Below are 19,985 nucleotides of genomic sequence, written 5' to 3' on the forward strand. Positions count from 1 at the left end.
GGGGATACGGACCACAGTCCGACACCCGTCACGGGAGGCACGATCGTGGGCAGGAAACAGACCCGGACGAACCGGGGAGCCCGTACCGGCGGCCATGAGCACCGCACCGAGGCAGCCACCAGGGAACAGGCCTCGGCGGCTCCCAAGAGCGAGACGTCGATGCCCCTGGTGGAGCACTCGTCGCACCGTAAGGAACGGAAGTTCGGCCACAACTGACCAAGCGAGGCGGGGAGCCGACGGGGTACGAGGCCGGGGGCCCGGAGCCGTCACGGCTCCGGGCCCCCGGCCCGTGTCCCCTCGCCCGTCACTCCTGCCGCGCGTCGGCTACTCCCCGTCGCCGACCCTGATCTCGACGCTCTCCTCCGGCGCCCGCGGCGCCGGAGGCACGACGGCACCCAGCCGCTCCTGGGCCGCCGGGTTCATCGTGGAGAGCAGCTGCCGGGCCAGACCGAGACCCGTCCCGCCCATGGTCAGCGCCTTGGCGAACACCTCGGCCATGCCGTCGGCGCCGTTCAGCAGCACCATCTGGTCCACGTTCCCGAACGCCGACGCGCCCGCGGAGACGATCTCCGGCCACTTCTCCGCCAGTTGCTGGGCGACCACCGCCTCCTGGTTCTCCGCGAGCGCCGCCGCACGGGCCTTGATCGACTCGGCCTCCGCCAGACCCTTCGCCCGGGTCGCCTCGGCGACCGCGAGCCCCTTGGCGTGCTGCGCCGCCGCCTCTGCCTCACCGGTGAGCCGGGTCGCCGTCGCCTCGGCCGCGCTCGCCAGCTCGGTCTCCTTCGCGTCGGCCTCGGCCGCCGAGATCCGGGCGTCACGCTCGGCCGCGGCCAGCGTCCGGGTCTCGTACGCCAGCGCGTCGGCCGGCTTGCGGACCTCCGCCTGCAGCTGCTGCTCCTTGCGGTGTCCCTCCAGCTCCGCGACCCGGGTCTCCTGGACGACCACCTCCTGGCGGGAGGCCGCCTCCGCCAGCGGACCGGCCTGCCGGGCCTTCGCGGACGCCTGGTCCCGCTCGGCCTGGTAGCCCGCCTGGAGGATCTCGCTGTCGCGGGTGGCCTCCGACATGCGCGCCGCTGCCTGCTGCTCGGCCTCGGTCGCCCGCCGGTTGGCCTCGGCCTGCGCGATCCGCGCGTCCCGCTGGACGGCGGCCGCGTGCGGGGCGGCCAGGTTCTTGATGTACCCGGTCGGGTCTTCGATCTCGTGGATCTGCAGCGAGTCGACGATCAGACCGAGCTTCTCCATCTCCGTGCCACAGGCCGAACGCGCCTGCCCGGTCAGCTTCTCCCGGTCACGGATCATGTCCTCCACCGTCAACCCGCCCACGATGGCGCGGAGATGACCGGCGAAGACGATGTGCACCCGCTCGCTCATCAGCTTCTGCTGGTCGAGGAAGCGGCGTGCGGCGTTGGCGATCGACACGAAGTCGTCACCGACCTTGAAGATCACCACACCCCGGACCTTCAGCGGAATGCCCTGGTGGGTGACGCACTCGACGGACAGCTGGGTCTCGTTGAGGTCGAGCGAGAGCTTGCGCACCGCCTGTACGCCCGGCAGGACGAGCGTGCCGCGCCCGGTGACGATGCGGAACCCCATGCCCGCGCCGAGGCCCTCGTTCTTGTGGTTGGAGCCGGAGATGATCAGCGCCTCGTTGGGTTCCGCGACGCGCCACATCATCTTGAAGACGATGACGAGAACGGCGAAGGCGCCGACGACGGCGCCCGCGATGATGCCGATGCCCATTGGACATGGTCCCCCTTCACCGGAGCCGGTGCGGATCCGGTGAAGGGAGTGTGCGCCTGTGACCGGCGCCACTCAACGGCTGCGTCAACTGTCGTACGCGGCTGTGACATAGACGGTGCGTGGAGGGAGATGTTCCATGACCATCACCACCGTTCCGACATCGATCCGCTCCTTCGGGGTGGCCGGATGGGCGAGGAAGTGCTCGGCACCGCCCCGGATCCGGACGATCACCTCACCGACGAGACCGGGCCCGACGGTGCCGGTCACCCGGCCGAGCAGTCCCACCATCGAGGAGTCCATCGACGCGTCGTCCATGGCTGAACGGTACGTCAGATCCAGCCCTCCAGAGCGGACATGAACCCGTCGTAGTCGTCCCGGTGGATCGTGTGACCCGCCTTCTCCACCGTACGGACGGTGAATCCGCGGCCCGCCAGCATCCGGGCCGAGTCGGGGGGGACCAGCGTGCTCGGGTCGGCGAGGGTGACCAGGGACGGGACCGCGGCACGGGCGGGCCACATGTCCGCTCCCACGAAGTCGCGCAGTCCGTAGGCCGATCGCTCGTCCCAGAGGCGTACGGACGCCATCTCTGTCTCGACGTCCTCGTCGGGCCAGTCCGGGTTGAAGCCCCTGATCTGCTCCCGGGTCATCGTCTTCCCCCGGACGAAGAGCTCGGCGCGAAAGCCGGCGGGACCCGCCTTCAGATGCCAGGCGGGATCGGAGTAGACCGCGCGGGCCGGCCCGAGCCGCTCCAGGGCCCGTGCGAGCACCAGCCCGCCGAGCGAGTGTCCGACCGCCAACTCCGCACCGGAGGGGAGGGTTTCGACGAGGTCGTCGGCGTGGTCCGCCGGCCGGTACTCCGCAGGCCCCGCCGCCCGCCCGCTCAGCCCGTGCCCGCGCAGGTCCACCGCGATCACCCGGTAGCCGCGCTCCGCGAGCGCCGGGCCGACCCGCCGCCAGGTGCGGTGGTCGGCCATCAGGCCGTGGACGAGCAGGGCGATCCGGTCGCCCGAACCCCAAGTGGTCGTGTGCAGACGCACGGCGCTGCCTTTCTGACGGTGCTGGGCGGGCGCCGGCCGGGGTCAGCGCACGCTGCGGATGGGGCGCACGGCGAGCGCGCCGAGTACCGACAGTACGGCGGCGATCAAGAACAGTGCCGTGTACCCGCCACTGAGCGAGACGATGAGAGAGGCCACCAAGGGGGCGACGATCTGCGGTCCGGCGTTGGCGACGTTGAGGACGCCCATGTCACGGGCGGCGTCCTCGGCCTTCGGCAGCACCATGGTCACCAGGGCGGTGTCGACGGCCATGTAGCAGCCGAAACCGAGGCCGTTGACCGCGGAGAAGACCAGCATCGCGGTCCAGCTCGTCGAGGCGGCCGGGATGAGGAGGGCGACGGCGGCCAGCGCGGCGGAGGCGGCCACGAAGAGCTTGCGCCGGTCGAAACGGTCCGACAGCCAGCCGCCGAGCACGGTGGAGACCACCATCGCGACCGCGTTGAGCGGCATGAGGATCGCCACGGCCTCCTCGGGGCTCAGCCCGGCGGGCAGCTCGGTGTGGTCCTTGAGGATGTACAGCTGGAACCCGGCCACCGCGAAATAGCCGAGGACCAGCAGGGCGCGGCCGATGAAGGCCCAGCGGAAGTCGTGGTCCCCGAGGGCACTGCCGAAGGCCGCGAGCTGCTCCCTGACCGGCAGCGGGGCCTTCGGGGGCATCCGGCGCTCCCGGGCGCAGGCGGTGAAGATCACGGCGGTGGCCGCGACGATCGCCCCGAAGACGAGATAGCCGGTGCGGTAGTCCTCGGAGAAGGCCGCACCGACCAGGGCGCCGATCGTCGAGCCGACGGGGAGGCCGAGGCCGACGGCCGCGGAGGCCTTGCCCCGGGCGGCCAGGGGGACCCGGTCGGGCACCACGGAGGTCAGGGCCGCCTGGTAGACGTTCAGGACGGCCTGGCCGAGACACCAGGCGATGGTCACCAGCAGGATCGTGTGGACGCTGCCGAGGAGCAGCATCACGGGCAGCGCGAGCAGGCCACCGGCGAGGATCCACGGGTTGCGGCGGCCCGAGCGGTCGGAGAGGGCGCCCGCCACCGGGTTGAAGACGGTGGCGAAGATCGCCGATATGCCGGAGACGAGGCCGAAGTTCGTCACCTTGCCGACCGGGTCGATCTCCTCGATCTGGAGCGCGAGCAACAGTCCGGGGACGCCGATGTACAGGGCGTACATCGCGGTGTTCCCGGCGAGGAGCAGGGGCAGCAGCCCGCGGGCGGGCCGGTCGGCGGGTGCGGAGCCGGGTCCCGGGTCGCCGGTGCCGGCGGTGGTGGAGCCGGGGGAGGAAAGGGCCACGGTGCCCTCCTGGGGAGATCGCCCGACGAGGGGCGAGATGCGGATCGATGACGTTAGTTACACGTGTCAGTGACACGTGTGAGCACTGTGTAGCACTCGTTTCCGGCCATCCGCCAGACCCCGGGCCGGATTGTTCTGGAAAGATGCCGAAGCGATGAGTCAGCCAACCGAACACACCCCCGAACGCCCCACCGGGCGCGCGGTCCCGACCAGCGCCGATGTCGCCCGCCTCGCGGGCGTTTCCCGGGCCACCGTCTCGTACGTCCTGAACAACACTTCGGCCGTCCGCATCAGCGAGCCCACCCGCCGCAGGGTGCGCGAAGCGGCCGAGGAGCTGGGGTACGTGCCGCACGCGGCCGCCCGCAGCCTCCGGGCCGGCCACAGCCGGATGGTGCTGCTGCCGACCTCCCACGTGCCGGTCGGACCGCTGTACAGCCAGTTCTTCAACGATTTCCAGTGGGCCCTGCGACGCCTCGACTACACGGTGGTCCAGTACGGCAGCGTCGGCCTGGAGGGCGAGGAGGCCGCCCGCGCCTGGGCCGAGCTCCGGCCGGTGGCCGTGGTCTCGCTCGGCGAGGTCCAGCTGACCGGGCAGGGCGTCGAGATCCTCAAGCGGTCCGGCGCGCGCGCCGTGATCACCCTCGGCACCCAGGACGTCGAGGGCACCCACGCCCTGGTCCTGGACCAGGGACGGGTGGGAGAGGTGGCCACCGCCCACCTCGTGGAGAGCGGACGGCGCCGGATCGGCGTCGTCATCCCCGAGGAGCCGGGCCTCGACATGTTCTCCGGCCCCCGCCTCGACGGCGCCCGGCGCGCGGCGGGCGGTACCGGCGCCACCGTCGTACCCCTGCCGCTGCGGTACGACGAGGAGTCGGCGGACGGGCTCGCGGGGCGCTGGCGGGAGCTCGGCCTCGACGCCGTGTTCGCCTACAACGACGAGTACGCGATGCTCCTGATGCGGGCGCTCCAGGACGCCGGCCTGTCCGTGCCGGAGGAGGTCGCCGTCGTGGGCGCGGACGATCTGCTGCTCGGCCGGCTGCTGCGGCCGCGGCTCAGCACCGTGCGGATCGACATGGTGCTCGGACGGGAACTCGCTGAGCTGGTCGACCGTGCCGTCCGGGAACCGGAGGCCCCGCCCCGCACCCGCTCGCTCCTCGCCTCGGAGATCGTCCGGCGCGAGTCCAGCTGAGCGCCCGGCCGCCCGGTGGGAGGCCGCCCGACGGCAGGCCGCCGGGCGGCCCAGCGCTTAGCGTCGACGCATGAGCACAGTTCCGCAGCGTTTCGAGATCCTGCTGGTGCCCGCGCACGTCGAGGACCGGGGCGGGGCCGCCGTGACGGACAGCGCCGTGCGCACCGCCGTCGTGGAGGCCACCGGGCGGCACGGCGAATCGGGCTATCCGATCTACGAGGGCCACGGCATCAGGGCCGACATCGACCCCGAGACGCGCACCGTCGAAGCGCTCCTCGTCGACGGCCGCGAGCTCGACTACGGCCTCACGGCCCTCGCCCGCCCGGCCCGAAGCGACTGACCTGGGGCGTCCTGTCCAGAAGGCGCCCGTTGACAGGGCGGTCCGACGGGCAGAGACTCTGCGCGCGCGCCAGGACCGAAGTCTTCGGATCGAAAGTCCTGTCACCAGGCGAACAGAGTCGTTCCGAAGGTCACGTGGGAGAGAACCGATGAGCATCCGCGACGTCTACATCGTCGACGCCGTCCGCACCCCGATCGGGAAGTTCGGTGGCGCCCTCGCCTCCGTGCGTCCCGACGACCTCGCCGGGCACGTCGTCCGGGCTCTCGTGGACCGCACTCCCGCGCTCGACCCGGCGCGTGTCGACGACGTCTACTTCGGCGACGCCAACGGCGCGGGCGAGGACAACCGGGACGTCGCGCGGATGGCCGTGCTGCTCGCCGGGCTGCCCGTCTCCGTGCCCGGCGTCACCGTCAACCGCCTCTGCGGCTCCGGTCTCGAGGCCGTGATCCAGGCGGCCCGCGCCATCGCCCTCGGCGACGCCTCCGTGGCGATCGCCGGCGGCGTCGAGTCGATGTCCCGCGCGCCCTGGGTCCTGCAGAAGCCCGAGCGGGCCTTCCCGGCGGGCCACCAGCAGCTGCACTCCACGACCCTCGGCTGGCGCATGACCAACCCGCGCATGCCCGCCGAGTGGACGGTCCCGCTGGGCGAGGGCGCGGAGCTGATCGCCGACAAGCACGGCATCACCCGTGAGCAGCAGGACGCCTTCGCGCTCGCCAGCCACCGCAAGGCGGCCGAGGCCTGGGCGAAGGGGCTGTACGACGACGAGGTCGTCCCCTGCCCGGGGGTGGAACTCGCCCGGGACGAGTGCATCCGCGACTCCACGTCCATGGAGGCCCTCGCCAAGCTGAAGCCGTCCTTCCGCCCCTCGGGCGGCACGGTCACGGCGGGCAACTCCTCCCCGCTCAACGACGGCGCAGCCGCCCTGCTGCTCGTCGACGAGGACGGGCTGCGCGAGACCGGCCGGGAGCCGCTGGCCCGGATCCGCACGTCCGCCGTCACGGGCATCGAGCCCCAGCTCTTCGGTCTCGGCCCGGTCGAGGCGGTCCGGCGGGCCCTGGAGAAGTCGGGACGTTCCTTCGCCGACCTGCGGACCTTCGAGCTGAACGAGGCCTTCGCGGCCCAGTCGCTCGGCTGCCTCGCGGAATGGCCGGAACTGGACCCCGACATCGTGAACCCTCGCGGCGGAGCCGTCGCGATCGGTCACCCGCTGGGTGCCTCGGGCGCCCGCCTCGCCGGATCGGTCGCCCACCAGCTGGCGGCGGCCGGCTCGGGCACCGGCCTCGCCGCCCTCTGCATCGGCGTCGGCCAGGGGCTCGCCCTGGTCCTGGAGCGCTGAGCACCCGGACGGCACGCGAGGGGGGTACGGGAGTGACTCCCGTACCCCCCTCGCGGTGGATCACTTCTGCTTGGCGTCCTCGACGGACTTGCGGACCTCGTCCATGTCCAGCTTCCGTGCCTGGCCGATCACGTCCTCCAGCGCGGCCTCGGGCAGGGCGCCGGGCTGCGCGAAGATCGCGACGTTGTCGCGCACGATCATCAGCGTCGGGATCGAGCGGATCTCGAACGCCGCCGCCAGCTCCGGCTGCGCCTCGGTGTCCACCTTGGCGAAGACCAGGTCCTCGTGCCGCTCGGAGGCCGCGTCGTAGACCGGGGCGAACTGACGGCAGGGACCGCACCAGGAAGCCCAGAAGTCGATCAGGACGAAAGCGTTTCCGCTCACGACCTCGTCGAAGTTGTCCTTGGTGAGCTCTACGGTGCTCATTGTTCCTACCTTTCGGGGATCTCCTGGCGGTGTCCTCACGGTCCCCTGGGGACTCGCCCGGCACAACGGCGTATCGAGCCGCGCTATTCCGCAGCTCATGGGCCGACCGGCTCCCATGCCACGAACGGTGGAACACGTACGGTCCGAGGGCGCTCCGCCCCGTACCGGCTCAGGTCTCCCGGTATGCCGCCGACGCGGCCGTGGCAGTGAGTTCTCGGCGCCACTCGGGAGGCAGCGGGGCCGTCGTGAGGGAGGCGCACGCCTGGTTCACCAGGTGTTCTATGCGTGTCTCGATCCGGGCGTGGACCGCGGTGCCGGAGAGGCGCTCGTGCAGGGCTTCGACCTCGCCCCGTTCGACGAGGCCGCGGATCCGCTCGTCGGACCGCATCGCCAGGGCGAGCAGCAGCGTCATCTTGCCGCGGCCGAAGTCCTGGCGTACCGGCTTGCCGCTCACCGCCCCGTCGCCGAAGGCGTCGATGAGGTCGTCCCGCAGCTGGAAGGCCTCGCCCAGCGACTCGCCGTACGGCTGGAACGCCGCGGCGAGGTCCGGGCGTCCGGCCAGGAGCGCGCCGAGGGCCAGCGGCCGGAGCACCGTGTACCGGCCGGACTTCACCAGCGCGATGTGCCGCGCGAGTCCGACGTCCGGTCGCAGCTCGGCCGCCGCGGTCACGTCCATCGCCTGGCCGGCGATCAGCTCGGTCTTGAGGTCGAACCACTCCTGGGCCACGGCCCGGGACGTACCGGCCATGAGGTGGTCGGCGTACGCCCAGGCCAGGTCGCCGGCGAGGATCGCCATGGATTCCCCGTAGCGTCGCGGCTCGCCGAACCACGCCCCGTCCCGGTGGATCTCCGCGTGCCGGGCGTGCACCGTGGGCCGGGTCCTGCGGCGGTCCGCGTCGTCCATCACGTCGTCGTGGACGAGTGCCGCCACGTGCAGGAGTTCCAGCGCCATCGCGGCCCGGACCGGTGCCTCCCCGGGCTTTCCCCCCGCGGCGAGGTAGCCGCTGAGGAGGAACCTCGGGCGCAGGCGCTTCCCTCCGGCACCGACCAGCTCGGCCACCGCCAGAGCCGGCTCCGCTCCTGCGCCGTCCGGGCGCGACCAGCGGTGCCGCTCCCGCGCCAGGAAGGCGCGCAGACCGCTCTCGACCTGTTCGAGCAGGGCCCGCAGGTCTTCCCGGGCGGATATGTCCGGGCGGGCGCGGATCGTCCTCGTCATGGTTCCGCCCTCCGGCGGACGCGCCTCGCGGCCCGTCACCGACGACGCTCTTCCACGCGCATGACCGACTCCTTGGGCCGCAGCGTGGAGCCCGCGACCGGACGGGGCAGCCGCCCCGTCACGGACCGCATCCGCCAGCGGCCCATGAGGGAGGCGAGGATCAGGGTGATCTCGGCGTAGGCGAGGGACTCGCCGATGCACTTGCGCACCCCGGCGCCGAACGGCAGATAGGCGTGGCGCGGAACGGCCGCCGCCCGTTCGGGGAGCCAGCGGTCCGGGTCGAACCTGCCGGGGTCGGCGAAGACCGCCGGGTCGCGGTGGAGCGCGTACGGGCTGAAGAACACGTCCGCGCCCTCGGGGATGAGATGCCCGCCGAGGACGGCCGGGGAGGTCGCCCGCCGGGTGAGGATCCAGCCGGTCGGGTACATCCGCAGCAGCTCCTGGACGACACGGCCGAGGTAGGCGAGGGAGGGCAGGTCGGCGTACTCCACCGGTCTGCCGGCCAGCACCTCGTCGAGCTCGGCGTGCACCCGGCGCTCGATGTCGGGGCGTGCGCCCAGCACCTGGAAGGCCCAGAGCAGCAGGGTGGCCGAGGTCTCCGTGCCCGCGACCATCATCGACCGGATCTCGTCGTGCAGCTGCTCGCTGGTCATGCCCTCGCCGGTCTGCTCGTCACGCGCGAGCATCAGCGTCGACAGCAGGTCGTCCTGGTCCAGGTCGCTCGCCCGGTAGTCCGAGATGATGCCGTCGACCACCTCGTACAGCCGCCGCAGCGACTCCGCCTCGCGCCGGTTCACCGGCAGCGGGAGCTTGTGGACGAACTCGACCGGGATGAAGGCCCGCCGTCCCACGCCCGCCACGAGGGCGGGCAGGCAGCGCCGTATCTCGGCGGCGGCCTCGGTGGTGAGGGAGGAGAAGAGCGTCCTGGCGAGGATCTCCATGGTCATGTCGTTGAGCGCGCGGCCCAGTTCGACGACCTCGCCGTCGCGCCAGGTCCCGGAGACGAGCACGGCGGCGTCGAGCGCGGCACGGGCGTAGACGCCCATCCGGCTGTGGTGGAACGCCGGCTGCGACAGCCGCCGCTGCCGCAGGTGGAACTCCCCGTTAGAGGCGGCGAGTCCGTTTCCGAGGAGCTTCGTGGCCTGTTCGAAGAGAGGGCCGCCCTTCTCGAACCTGCTCTGCTGGGTGATCAGCAGATCCTTCATCAGCTCCCCGGAACTCACCATGTAGGCCGACCGGGTGCCGACCTTGAAGAGGGCGACCGGAGCGTGGTCCCGCAGTCTCTCCACGAAGTCGAGGGGCCGCAGGGCCAGCCACGGGGCGTGTCCGAGCAGAGGGAGGCCGCCGGCCAGGGCGGGGGCGGGGGACAGGGTCTCGTACGTGGTCAACGGGCTTCTCCGAACTGCTGCGGTACGAGGCCAGGCCGGCCGTCCGGGGGGAGATCGGCCCGGCCGGCGGACGCGCCGCTCCGTGCGTCGCCCGCCTCCAGGTACTCCGGCCGCCGGCCCGGCGTGGCGTGCTGGGCGTACCGGGTCGTGGCGAGCGACCAGTCGTAGGTCACCCGCAGCTGGCGGGTGAGGGCCGTCAGATGGCGGTACGTGGCGGCCCGCTCGGCCGGATCGCAGGACAGGCGGTCGCAGAGGGCGGGGATCCCGTCCGCCTCGCGCCGGAACCGGACGACCAGCCGGCCCACGCGGTCACGGATCTCCTCGATCACCTCGCCGCGGGAGCGGCTGCCCTCCCCCTCCAGGACGAGCACCAGGTTGTGGGTGTCCCCCCGGGCCTCCTCGTGTTCGACGGAGTGGACGTCGTTGCAGTGCGCGAGGATGTCGATCTGCAGGGTGCTCAGCCGGAGCAGCGCCGGGTCGGTCAGGACCCGCTCCGGCACCTCGTACCGGCCGGTCCGTTCCGCCGCGTCCAGATAGACGTACATCGCCATGGTCTCCCTGCGCAGGGCCAGGTAGCGGGCCAGGTCAGGGACGGTCCGGTCGCGCCGGGCGTCGGCCTCGGCCAGGAACGACCGCAGGAAGCGGCGCCAGTTCCGAGCGGCCCTGGCCTGCCACGCGGGGGACATGGGCGCCCGCATCCGGGCCCACAGGTCGGCGGTGGCACCGGCCAGGGGCTCGACGCCCCGGGGAACCGCGGCCGGCCCGTCCGACCCGGTCAGCGACGAGAGCGCGAGGACCGCGGCCTCGGCGAATCCCGGGTCGTCGCCGGCCGGACCGTCGAAGAAGTCGTCGCAGACGGCGGTCCAGGTGATGATGTCGGTCATCACGTCCAGGTCGGGTCCGTCGGCCTCGGGACAGAACCCGGTCGACACGTCCGCCAGCCGCATGTCGAGGAAGTAGCCGATCGCGGCCTCCGTGGGCCGGATCAGCCGGCGCTCCGTCGACCAGTCCACGCCCCGCCGCCTGGCGCGTTCGACGCGCTGGGGGAGGGGCCGCCCGGCGGCGAAGGGCAGGGGGAAGTCCACGTCGATCGGCATGTCTCAGTCCTCGACGTCGACGATGACCCAATCGCTGATCTCACGCCATCGACGGACCGATTCCTGATGGAACGGGTGCACGATGTACCGCTCGACAGCCTCCATGTCGTCCATGACCCCCTCGGCGAGGAAGTCGTAGGCGATCTCCCGGGGGGAGACGTTGCGCCCGTAGCGCCACGCGCGGAGCTCGGGGACCTCGCCGCCCACCTTGGCGGTGGAACGTTCCGCCTCCTGGGCGCGCGGGTCGTTCCAGTCGATCCCGGGCTTGAACTTGAACAGCACGACATGACGTATCACGGTGGATCTCCTGCGGATAGTGGGGGGTCGGGAGCCAGGCGGGCCGGCGGTCAGGCGGGCCGGTCGGTCGCCTCCGCTGTCAGCGCGAGGAGCTCCTGCGGGGCGGCCCCGCGGCACAGCTTGAGCACGCTCATCGCGACCTGGGTGCCGAAGGGGCCGAGGCCGTCCCGGTAGCACGCGAGGACGTCCATCTCGCGGGACAGCTCCGTGCGGGGACCGCCGGAGCTCATACGGCTCCGCTGGATGCGGGCGGAGATCCGGGCGCGTCGGGCGAGCAGTTCGATGATGTGTCCGTCGAGGGCGTCGATCGCCACGCGGTCCTGATCGATCCCGATGGTGCTCTCGCTCGTCTCGGTCATGAGGGGGTTCCTTCTTCCGTGGCGTTCCAGAAAGCGGACAGTCGGGCGACGGCTTCCCGGAGGCGTTCCTCCGGGGCGAGCAGGCTGACCCGGACGTAGCCTTCGCCGTGGGCGCCGAACCAACGGCCGGGCGCCACCGCGACCCTGGCCCGTGTCAGCAGCTCGTCGGCGAACGCGACGGAGCTTCCGCCGCCGGGTATCGGCAGCCAGGCGAAGATCGACCGGGGTTCGTCGATCTGGTGGCCGGCCTCCCGCACGCCGGCCACGAAGACGTCCCTGCGGCGCTGGTAGATCCCCGTCAGCTCCCGGACGCAGTCCTGGGGGCCGGACAGGGCCGCGACGCCGGCCCGCTGGATGAACGGCGGGAGCGAGACGTAGTAGTGCTCCTGTATGAGGTTGATCGCGGCGACGACGTCCCGGTTGCCGACGACGGCACCGATCCGCCATCCCGCCATGTTGAACATCTTCGACAAGGAGATGAACTCGACGCCCACGTCCTTGGCGCCTTCCGTGGCCAGGAACGAGGTCGGCACCTGTCCGTCGAAGCCCAGGGCCCCGTAGGCGAAGTCGGACGCGACGATCACGTCGTGCTCGGCCGCGAAGCGGACCGTGTCCTCGTAGAACTCCGGCGGCGCCGTCACCGAGGTGGGGTTGTTGGGGTAGTTGAGGAACATCAGCTTGGCCCGCTCGCACGTCGCCGCGTCGAGCGCGGTGTAGTCGGGCAGGAAGCCGTTCTCCCTGAGGAGCGGGAGGGGGTGCATATGGGCCCGCGCGAGGACCACGCCCGCCCAGTAGTCGGGGAAGGCGGGGTCGGGCATCAGGCACACGTCGCCCGGGTTGAGGAAGCACTGGCTGATCTCCACCAGTCCGGCCTTCGCGCCGAACAGGATCGCGACCTCGGTCTCCGGGTCCAGCCGGACCTGGTGGTTCGCCTCGTACCACTGGGCGATGGCGGCCTTGAGTTCGAGCAGTCCGGAGAAGGACGGATACCGGTGGGTGCCGGGATCGAGCACCTCGCGGCGCAGGGCCTCGACGATGTGCGGTGGGGTGGGGAGGTCGGGGTTGCCCTGGCAGAGGTTGACGACGTCCTCACCCGCCGCCACGAGCTGGTCGATCCTGCCCACGGTCGTCGCGAAGGAACTCCGGGGCAGGTCGAGGAGCCGTCGCGCGAACTCAGTCTTCATGTGCCGCGACCCTCGCCTCGTGTGTGGTGTCCTGGTTCCTGCCCGCGGTGCCGTCACCGTCCGGGGATCCCTCGTGGCGCCGCCGGTACACCCATCCGCTCAGTCCGAACGCGATGAGCGTGATCCCGGCGCAGACCCAGCCCACGGCCGAGAACCCGTACGCCGTGAACAGGGGGCCGAGCAGGGCCGCCCCGAGGGCCACGCCGAGGTTCGTCGCGAGACTGTAGAGGGCCAGGATGGCGCCGCGGTGCTGGGGCGAGCACTCGCTCAGCAGGGTGCTGAGCAGCGTGACCACCAGACTCTGCATCGCGCCCCACAGGAAGAGGCAGACGACGAGCAGGGCCGTCCACCGGGTGACGAGCGGGATGGCCACGAGCGCGGGGACCAGCCCCGCGAGAAGGGCGACCAGCACCTTCTCCTTGCCCAGTTCGTCGGCCCACCTGCCGGTGAGGAAGCTGGTCGCGAACCCGAGCCCGTAGAGCAGGATCATGAGGCCGGTCATGGAGCTGCCCGAACCGAACCGGTACTGCAGGGCACTGCCGAGGAACGTGTACATCCCGTAGAAGGCGAACATGTTCAGGAAGGTCGCCAGCACGTACACGGACACCCGCGGCCCGCGGAAGGCCTGGGCGGTCGAGCGCACCCAGCCGCCCCGCGACGGCGCCGCGGAGCCGTCCGCGGTGGCCGGGCCGCCCTGGTCTGCGGCGGGCTTGCGGCCACCGACCAGGAGCAGGACGAAGACGACGAGGGCGCCGAGGATCGCGAGCAGTCCGAAGGTCCAGCGCCAGCCCGCCCATTCCCCGACGAAGGACCCCAGGGGGACGCCGAGGACCAGGGAGAGCGACCAGCTCGACACGAGGATGCCCATGGCCCTGGCGCGGTGCCGGTACGGGATCTGGTCACCCACGAAGGCATAGGCCGTGGGGACGAAGGCACCCGTCGCCAGTCCGGCCAGCACCCTGCCCGTGAAGAACGTCCCCGGCCCCGTGGCGGACGCGCACAGAATCGTGCCCAGGACGAACATCACCATGCCGACCACGAGGCTGAGCCGGCGCGACACCCTGTCCCCGAGCGGGGCGAAGAGCAGCGCGCCGACGGCCGTACCGATGCCGTAGACGCTGACCGACAGCGCCATCAGGGCCACCGTTGCGCCGAAGGACTCGGCCATGTTCACAAGCAGCGGTGAGACCACCAGCTCCTCGGAGCCGACGGCGAAGATTCCCGCCATCAGCGCGAGGACGGTCAGGACGGGAAACCCACCTGGGTGTTCCGCGTCGGTCGATCGGTCCGACACTCCAGCCAACCTTTCTTTCGTGCATGGGGAAGGAGACGGCTAGATGGCCGTGTAACCGCCGTCTACGGTGAGCGCGCTGCCCGTGATGAAGGACGACTTCTCCGACGCGAGGAAAAGGATCGCGTTGGCGACGTCCTCCGGTGTGCCGAGGCGCCCGATCGGGTTCAACTTCGCCTTCTCAGCCTTGATATCGGAATCGTGCCCGTTGGACACGTCCGTCATAGGAGTGTCGATGATGCTGGGACAGACACAGTTCGCCCTGATGTTGTACTTCGCGTAGTCGACCGCGAGCGACTTCGTCAGCATCATCACCCCTCCCTTGGTCGAGTTGTAGGCGGCGATTCCGGGCCACGCCACGAGACCGCTCACGGAGCAGACGTTGACGATGGCTCCGCTCGTCGCCGTGATCATTTCGCGGAGCGCGTGCTTGGAGCACAGGAACATGCTCTTCAGATTGGTGTCGACCAGCCTGTCCCACTCGTTCTCCGACATCTCGTGGAACGGGGTGGTTATCTCGATCCCGGCGTTGTTCACCAGGACGTCGAGCTGTCCGTAACCGTCGACGGCAGCGGCTATGAGGTTCCTGCAGTCCGCCTCGACGGTCAGGTCCGTCGTCACGAAGACGGCGTCGTGGCCGTCGTTCCTGAGGGTGGCGACGACCTCGTTCCCGCCCTTCTCGTCGATGTCCGCGACGACGACCTTCGCGCCCTGCCGGGCGAATTCGATCGCGGTCTGCCGGCCGATCCCCGACGCGGCACCGGTGACGATGACCACCTTGTTCTCGAACATGAGCGGGACTCCTTTCACACGCATGTCATATGGCCGCCGTCGACCGAGATCTGCTGACCGGTGACATAGGACGATTCCTCGGACGCGAGGAAGCCGATGAGGGCGGCGACCTCGTCGGCCTCGCCCGGCCTGCCCATCGGGATCGCCCGTCGCAGGCGCTCCTCCGCTTCCTGTCGCGTGATGGCGCCGGTCCGGGACATATGGGCGACGGCGTTGTCGTAGCGCTGGGTACGGATGACCCCGGGATGCACACAGTTCACGGTCACGTTGTGCGGGGCGTACTGGTTCGCCAGGTATTTGACGGCGTTCGAGACCGCGGCGTTGACCAGGCCGGAGAGAAACATGCCGGCCGAGGGTTCCCTGCCGATGTTGCCGACGATGTTGACGATCCGGCCGAATTCATTGCGGACCATCACGGGAGCGACGGACTTGATCAGGTCCAGATACGGGACGAGTTTCTGGTCCATCGCGGCACGCACGTCGTCGACCATGATGTCGTCGAATCGTCCGGGCGGCGGTCCGGGGGCGTTGTTGACCAGGACGTCGATCCGGCCGAAACGGCGCTCGACGTCGCCCACCAATTCCTCGCGGAAGGACCGTGAGGTGATGTCACCCGGAAGGACGTACGCGGTCTGCCGGCCGTCACCCGTTCCCGCGTCCGCCTCCGCGGCGACCTTCTCCAGGTCGTCGGAACTCCGCGCGCACAGGACGGTCGTGTGCCCCTTGGCGCTCAGGTGGAGTGCGGTCGCTCTCCCGATGCCGCGCCCGGCGCCCAGGACGATCGCTACCCGCGTCACCGGCTCTCCTGCTCGGCTTCCTGCTGGGGAACCCGGTGGTAGCGCGGCGGGATGAAGATGTTCAGGGAGCGGGCCAGAGCCTCGTTCGGGTTGGCGGCCCCGTGCCCCTCCTGGCTTCCGCAGAAGTAGGTGGCGCCGAACCGCAGCTCGTGGCGCGCCCCCTCGACCGTCATCTCGTACCGGCCGTCGAGGCACGTCCCGATCTGCTCGTGGGAGTGCTTGTGGTACGGCATCTCGCCGCCGCCTGGAATGTCGGCGATCATCAGCTCGATCCAGTCGGCCAGGAAGAACGTGACGTCCATCTTGACGAACTTGCGCGATTCGAGCGGTTCGAGGAAATAGCCGCTGGGCGCGGAGTAGGTCTCGCCCGCCTCGCAGCGCCTGATCTCCAGGAGAATGGTTTCGGTGGAGCTCGTGTTCACGGCCGAGAGCTCGACGCCGGGCGGCGCGACGTACACGTCGTGCTCGGGCTTCATCAGCTGGGTGACGTCTCCGACCGTCGCGGAGATCTCGCCCCGGATGACCATCCCGACGTGTGCTTCCTGCCGGGATTCGGCGCCGCGCACGGTGGCTCCGGGGGCGATGTAGAGGAGTCGTACCTCCGTGTTCTCGCGTCGGTAGGATTCGACCCGGATCCCGTCGTCGTGCTGAGTGACGCCAGGAGCGGGGAAGTAGGGGTGCTCATGCACTTCCGCGGTCATTGAGATCCTTCCTCCGTGAGAAGACCGTCCAGGTCATGGGGATTCGTGAAAACCTGTAGACGAACTTGAGGTTGTATTCCTCGACCGCCTGCTCGTTCGTGAGAGCGATGTTGTAGCGGCCGCTGGCGACATGATCTGCCGCCTGGCTCGTGGAGCTGACGGTGGCCAGCTTCACGGGATGGTCGAAGTGGTGTTGCAGCATGGGAATGGGGGCCGGGTGGGTGGCCACGGTCTCGGTGCTGAGCAGTTCCTCGTGGAAGGGGAAGTCGGCTCGTGCGGCGAGGCCGTATTCGGGCGTACTTCCGTAGAAGACGCTTATCGGCTCCAGTTCCGGATGCATGTAGAAGGCGTTGATGTGGGAATAGGCGTGCGGGACCAGGGCGAGTTCGATCTGCGCGTCGACGAGGGCGTCCATGCACTGCTCGAAGGTGTCCTTCAGGACGATCCGGCAGGATTCGGGGTCGCCGACGCTGTGCAGCATCAGCCGGGCGATGTGCTCGCTGCTGGTCCCCTTCGGTCCCAATGTCCCGATCGCGACGCGTTGTGTGGCGTCGGCGGGAATGAGCGCCATGAGTGCCTGTTTTTCACTGTCAGGAATTCGGACTGTCTCCATGTCTCGACCTCCTCTGTGGCGTCCATTCGCGGGCTTCTTCTTGCGGCGGCGCAGGTCTCGGTGCGCTGCCGGACACAGGATGATTGGTCTGCACCAATGCTGGTATTCGATGGGTGGCGGTACCGGCGGTGATGCGTCCTGTGCTGGCGATCTTGATCGGTAGTGACCCTAGGACTCCCTGGTCGGGGCAATCAAGCGTGACCTTGAATTGCCGTCAAGTCGCGGCTGATTTCCATCGGGGCGGGGGATTTGTTTCCCCCTTGTTTCGGCCGAATTAAATGAGCCAGATGGCGCGATGATGACGGTCCATTTGCTGCGGATGGTGTCGGCTTGGGCCCGTGTCCCGGCCCCGGCGCCTTACCGGCGGAGGTGTACGGAGAGTTCCGGCGGTCCGGCAGGGAGGAGCTCCGCACGTCCGCCGGAACCCCTTCCCGGGGCTTCCGCCGCCTCATGGTTGGCGGGATCATGACCGTCCACGGGGGGCCGGAACGAGCCATGTCGACGGGGGCGCGGCCAGGCACCCACCTCGTGACCTGCCGGATTCGCCCCGCGACGGCGTATCGGGACGTGCTGATCCGCACCGCTGGGCCAGACTGTCACCCATGACACGAACGGTGGAGAGCGAGCAGGGACACGAGTACGACGTGGTGGTCCTGGGGGCGGGCCCGGTGGGGGAGAACGTCGTCGACCGGGTGCGGGCCGCCGGCCTCAGCGCCGCGATCGTCGAGAGCGAGCTGATCGGCGGTGAGTGCTCCTACTGGGCCTGCATGCCCAGCAAGGCCCTCCTGCGCCCCGTGATCGCCCGGTCGGACGCCCGGAAGGTGGCGGGTCTGCGCGAGTCCGTCCGGGGGCCGCTCGACGTCCGGGAGGTCCTCGCCCACCGCGACGAGATCGTCGGCGACTGGACGGACGACGGCCAGGTGGACTGGCTCGACTCGATCGGCGTACGGATCTTCCGGGGCCACGGGCGCCTGCTCGGGCCGCGCCGGGTCGAGGTCGCGGGCCCCGAGGGCGAACGCCACGTCCTCACGGCCCGCCACGCCGTCGCCGTCTGCACCGGCAGCCGCGCCGTCCTCCCGGACCTGCCCGGCCTCTCCGGGGCGCGGCCCTGGACCAGCCGCGAGGCGACCAGCTCCGACCGGGTCCCGGGGCGGCTGATCGTGGTCGGCGGAGGAGTCGTGGGCGTCGAGATGGCGACCGCCTGGCACGCCTTCGGGGCGCGGGTGACGATGCTCGTGCGGGGCGGGGGACTGCTGCCCCGGATGGAACCCTTCGTCGGCGAGCACGTGGCCGCGGCCCTCACCGCCCGCGGCGCGGACATCCGTACCGGCGTCTCGGTCACCGCGGTCGTCCGCGACGGGGGTACGGGACCGGTCACCGTGGTCCTGGAGGGCGGCGACCACGTCGAGGGCGACCAGGTGCTCTTCGCGACCGGCCGGGCCCCGCGCACCGAGGACATCGGCCTGGAGAGCGTCGGCCTGAAGCCGGGCTCGTGGCTGGACGTCGACGACAGCCTCCGGGTCACCGGCACCGACTGGCTGTACGCGGTCGGTGACGTCAACCACCGAGCGCTCCTGACCCACCAGGGCAAGTACCAGGCCCGGATCGCCGGCGCCGCGATCGCGGCCCGTGCTCAGGACGCCGGCGTCGTGGACGGGTCGAGCTGGGGCCCGCACGCGGCCACCGCCGATCACGCCGCCGTCCCGCAGGTGGTGTTCAGCGACCCCGAGGCGGCCGCCGTCGGGCTGTCGCTCGCCGAGGCGGAGCGGGCCGGCCACCGGGTCCGGGCCGTGGACCTCGACATGAGCCATGTCGCCGGGGCCGGGCTCTACGCCCAGGGCTACCGGGGGCACGCCCGGATGGTCGTCGACCTCGACCGCGAGGTGGTCCTCGGCGCGTCCTTCGTCGGACCGGGCATCGGCGAGCTCGTCCACTCGGCGACGGTCGCGGTGGTCGGCGAGGTCCCGATCTCGCGCCTCTGGCACGCCGTACCGTCGTACCCGACGCTGAGCGAGGCGTGGCTGCGCCTCCTGGAGGCCTACCGGGGCTGACGGTTCGTCATGTGGCGTCACCGTCCGGGACGGTGGCGGGCCCGGAGCCGTACGGGGTGATCAACGCCCGCACCGCCGACCGCGCCACCTCCAGGGCGGGCCGCGGATCGCGGCCCGACGCCTGGCCCAGGACGACCCGGGTGCTCAACCCGTCCAGCAGGGCCAGGAGTTCGGAGGCGCGCGCCCCGGCGTCGAGCGGGGCGAAGCGCCGCCGCGCGACGCCCGCCGAGAGCAGCGCCTCCAGGTCCTCGTGCCACCCCCGGTCCAGCTCCTCCTGGGCCTCGCCGAGCGCGCTGTTGCCGGGGGTCCGGGCCCACAGCTCGATCCACAGGGTCCAGCGCGGATCGCGCGGCCCCCGCGGGAGATAGAGCAGCAGGAACCGGTCGAGCTTGCGCTCGGCCGTGATCCGCCGGGCCAGCAGCGCGCGGCGCTCCTCGGCGAGCGCGGCCTCGCTCCACCGGAGGGCGGCGAGCAGCAGCAGATCCTTGCTGCCGAAGTAGTACAGGATGTGGCCGCCGCTCGTGCCGAGCCGCTCCGCGAGCGCCGACATCGTGAGCGAGGAGAGGCCGTCCTCGGCGATCGCCGTCATGGCCTCCTCCAGCATCCGTTCCTGGGTGACGTGCCCGTCCCGCCGTCGTGCCGACCCTGCCACCGCCACTGTCCCCGCTCCGCCGATCCACCGATGTCCTTGCCGGATCGACCTTAATCGCAACCTCCGAAGGTCTTGACGTGGCCGGAACCCATCGCACATCTTGAATGCCATTCAAGAACTTAGAACGTCATTCAAGGCAGCGTTCACGCCGGGGCCCTCGGCGGCGCTCAGGAT

At 70.8% G+C, this 19,985-nt stretch carries 22 protein-coding genes; 5 read left to right on the forward strand and 17 right to left on the reverse strand.

What is annotated here, in order from left to right; genetic code table 11:
* Positions 1-45: 45 nt before the first annotated feature.
* On the forward strand, positions 46-216 hold the full coding sequence (locus OG392_RS33170; RefSeq protein ID WP_329285635.1) for a hypothetical protein: 171 nt from the start codon (positions 46-48) through the stop codon (positions 214-216).
* 108 nt (positions 217-324) lie between these two features.
* Here the strand turns inward: OG392_RS33170 and OG392_RS33175 are convergent, their stop codons facing one another.
* From OG392_RS33175 to OG392_RS33190, 4 genes are all read right to left on the reverse strand, one after another.
* Positions 325-1,740 (reverse strand): flotillin family protein, encoded by a 1,416-nt coding sequence (locus OG392_RS33175; protein WP_329285637.1) that lies wholly within the window; start codon positions 1,738-1,740, stop codon positions 325-327.
* Positions 1,741-1,824: 84 nt separating this feature from the next.
* Complete coding sequence (locus tag OG392_RS33180) at positions 1,825-2,055, reverse strand: hypothetical protein (RefSeq protein WP_329285638.1); 231 nt, start codon at positions 2,053-2,055, stop codon at positions 1,825-1,827.
* A 14-nt stretch (positions 2,056-2,069) separates the two neighbouring features.
* The gene (locus OG392_RS33185; RefSeq protein WP_329285639.1) at positions 2,070-2,777 is read right to left on the reverse strand and encodes an alpha/beta fold hydrolase; all 708 of its coding nucleotides are present in this window, start codon (positions 2,775-2,777) and stop codon (positions 2,070-2,072) included.
* A gap of 42 nt (positions 2,778-2,819) precedes the next feature.
* Positions 2,820-4,082, reverse strand: coding sequence for an MFS transporter (locus OG392_RS33190; protein ID WP_329285641.1), 1,263 nt, complete (start codon positions 4,080-4,082; stop codon positions 2,820-2,822).
* Between the two features lie 154 nt (positions 4,083-4,236).
* On the opposite strand from OG392_RS33190, the gene OG392_RS33195 reads away from it, so the two are divergent.
* From OG392_RS33195 to OG392_RS33205, 3 genes are all read left to right on the forward strand, one after another.
* Positions 4,237-5,271, forward strand: coding sequence for a LacI family DNA-binding transcriptional regulator (locus OG392_RS33195; protein WP_329285643.1), 1,035 nt, complete (start codon positions 4,237-4,239; stop codon positions 5,269-5,271).
* Between the two features lie 70 nt (positions 5,272-5,341).
* Positions 5,342-5,611, forward strand: coding sequence for a hypothetical protein (locus tag OG392_RS33200; RefSeq protein ID WP_329285645.1), 270 nt, complete (start codon positions 5,342-5,344; stop codon positions 5,609-5,611).
* A gap of 148 nt (positions 5,612-5,759) precedes the next feature.
* Positions 5,760-6,947, forward strand: coding sequence for a thiolase family protein (locus OG392_RS33205; RefSeq protein ID WP_329285646.1), 1,188 nt, complete (start codon positions 5,760-5,762; stop codon positions 6,945-6,947).
* Between the two features lie 60 nt (positions 6,948-7,007).
* On the opposite strand, the gene trxA is transcribed toward OG392_RS33205, so the two are convergent.
* The 12 genes from trxA to OG392_RS33265 all read right to left on the reverse strand — a co-directional run bounded on the left by trxA (position 7,008) and on the right by OG392_RS33265 (position 17,108).
* A complete protein-coding gene (trxA, locus tag OG392_RS33210) occupies positions 7,008-7,373 on the reverse strand; it encodes a thioredoxin (protein ID WP_329285648.1) in 366 nt (121 codons plus the stop codon).
* A gap of 169 nt (positions 7,374-7,542) precedes the next feature.
* Positions 7,543-8,589 carry a polyprenyl synthetase family protein gene (locus tag OG392_RS33215; protein WP_329285650.1) on the reverse strand — a complete coding sequence of 349 codons (1,047 nt, stop codon included), beginning with the start codon at positions 8,587-8,589 and terminating at the stop codon, positions 7,543-7,545.
* A 35-nt stretch (positions 8,590-8,624) separates the two neighbouring features.
* Positions 8,625-9,977 carry a cytochrome P450 gene (locus tag OG392_RS33220; protein ID WP_329285652.1) on the reverse strand — a complete coding sequence of 451 codons (1,353 nt, stop codon included), beginning with the start codon at positions 9,975-9,977 and terminating at the stop codon, positions 8,625-8,627.
* Positions 9,974-11,074, reverse strand: coding sequence for a terpene synthase family protein (locus OG392_RS33225; RefSeq protein ID WP_329285653.1), 1,101 nt, complete (start codon positions 11,072-11,074; stop codon positions 9,974-9,976). Before OG392_RS33225 ends, OG392_RS33220 begins: the two co-directional genes overlap by 4 nt.
* Before the next feature lie 3 nt (positions 11,075-11,077).
* Entirely contained in the window at positions 11,078-11,371 is a 294-nt protein-coding gene (locus OG392_RS33230; protein WP_329285655.1) for a Dabb family protein, read from the reverse strand.
* 50 nt (positions 11,372-11,421) lie between these two features.
* Positions 11,422-11,730, reverse strand: coding sequence for a chorismate mutase (locus OG392_RS33235; RefSeq protein WP_329285656.1), 309 nt, complete (start codon positions 11,728-11,730; stop codon positions 11,422-11,424).
* Positions 11,727-12,914: an aminotransferase class I/II-fold pyridoxal phosphate-dependent enzyme gene (locus OG392_RS33240; RefSeq protein ID WP_329285658.1), complete on the reverse strand. Its 1,188-nt coding sequence runs from the start codon at positions 12,912-12,914 to the stop codon at positions 11,727-11,729. The genes OG392_RS33235 and OG392_RS33240 overlap by 4 nt, the downstream gene beginning before the upstream one ends.
* Complete coding sequence (locus tag OG392_RS33245) at positions 12,904-14,208, reverse strand: MFS transporter (protein ID WP_329285661.1); 1,305 nt, start codon at positions 14,206-14,208, stop codon at positions 12,904-12,906. Before OG392_RS33245 ends, OG392_RS33240 begins: the two co-directional genes overlap by 11 nt.
* Before the next feature lie 39 nt (positions 14,209-14,247).
* On the reverse strand, positions 14,248-14,997 hold the full coding sequence (locus tag OG392_RS33250; RefSeq protein WP_329285662.1) for an SDR family NAD(P)-dependent oxidoreductase: 750 nt from the start codon (positions 14,995-14,997) through the stop codon (positions 14,248-14,250).
* Between the two features lie 14 nt (positions 14,998-15,011).
* Positions 15,012-15,794 (reverse strand): SDR family oxidoreductase, encoded by a 783-nt coding sequence (locus OG392_RS33255; RefSeq protein WP_329285663.1) that lies wholly within the window; start codon positions 15,792-15,794, stop codon positions 15,012-15,014.
* On the reverse strand, positions 15,791-16,495 hold the full coding sequence (locus OG392_RS33260; protein WP_329285664.1) for a cupin domain-containing protein: 705 nt from the start codon (positions 16,493-16,495) through the stop codon (positions 15,791-15,793). Before OG392_RS33260 ends, OG392_RS33255 begins: the two co-directional genes overlap by 4 nt.
* On the reverse strand, positions 16,476-17,108 hold the full coding sequence (locus tag OG392_RS33265) for a hypothetical protein (protein WP_329285666.1): 633 nt from the start codon (positions 17,106-17,108) through the stop codon (positions 16,476-16,478). The genes OG392_RS33260 and OG392_RS33265 overlap by 20 nt, the downstream gene beginning before the upstream one ends.
* A gap of 602 nt (positions 17,109-17,710) precedes the next feature.
* Between OG392_RS33265 and OG392_RS33270 the strand changes: the two genes are divergently transcribed.
* Positions 17,711-19,159 carry a dihydrolipoyl dehydrogenase family protein gene (locus OG392_RS33270; RefSeq protein WP_329285668.1) on the forward strand — a complete coding sequence of 483 codons (1,449 nt, stop codon included), beginning with the start codon at positions 17,711-17,713 and terminating at the stop codon, positions 19,157-19,159.
* A 7-nt stretch (positions 19,160-19,166) separates the two neighbouring features.
* Here the strand turns inward: OG392_RS33270 and OG392_RS33275 are convergent, their stop codons facing one another.
* Complete coding sequence (locus OG392_RS33275) at positions 19,167-19,811, reverse strand: TetR/AcrR family transcriptional regulator (protein WP_329285670.1); 645 nt, start codon at positions 19,809-19,811, stop codon at positions 19,167-19,169.
* Between the last annotated feature and the right edge of the window lie 174 nt (positions 19,812-19,985).

This window comes from Streptomyces sp. NBC_00691, from assembly GCF_036226665.1.
In the GTDB taxonomy this organism is placed as follows: Bacteria; Actinomycetota; Actinomycetes; order Streptomycetales; family Streptomycetaceae; genus Streptomyces.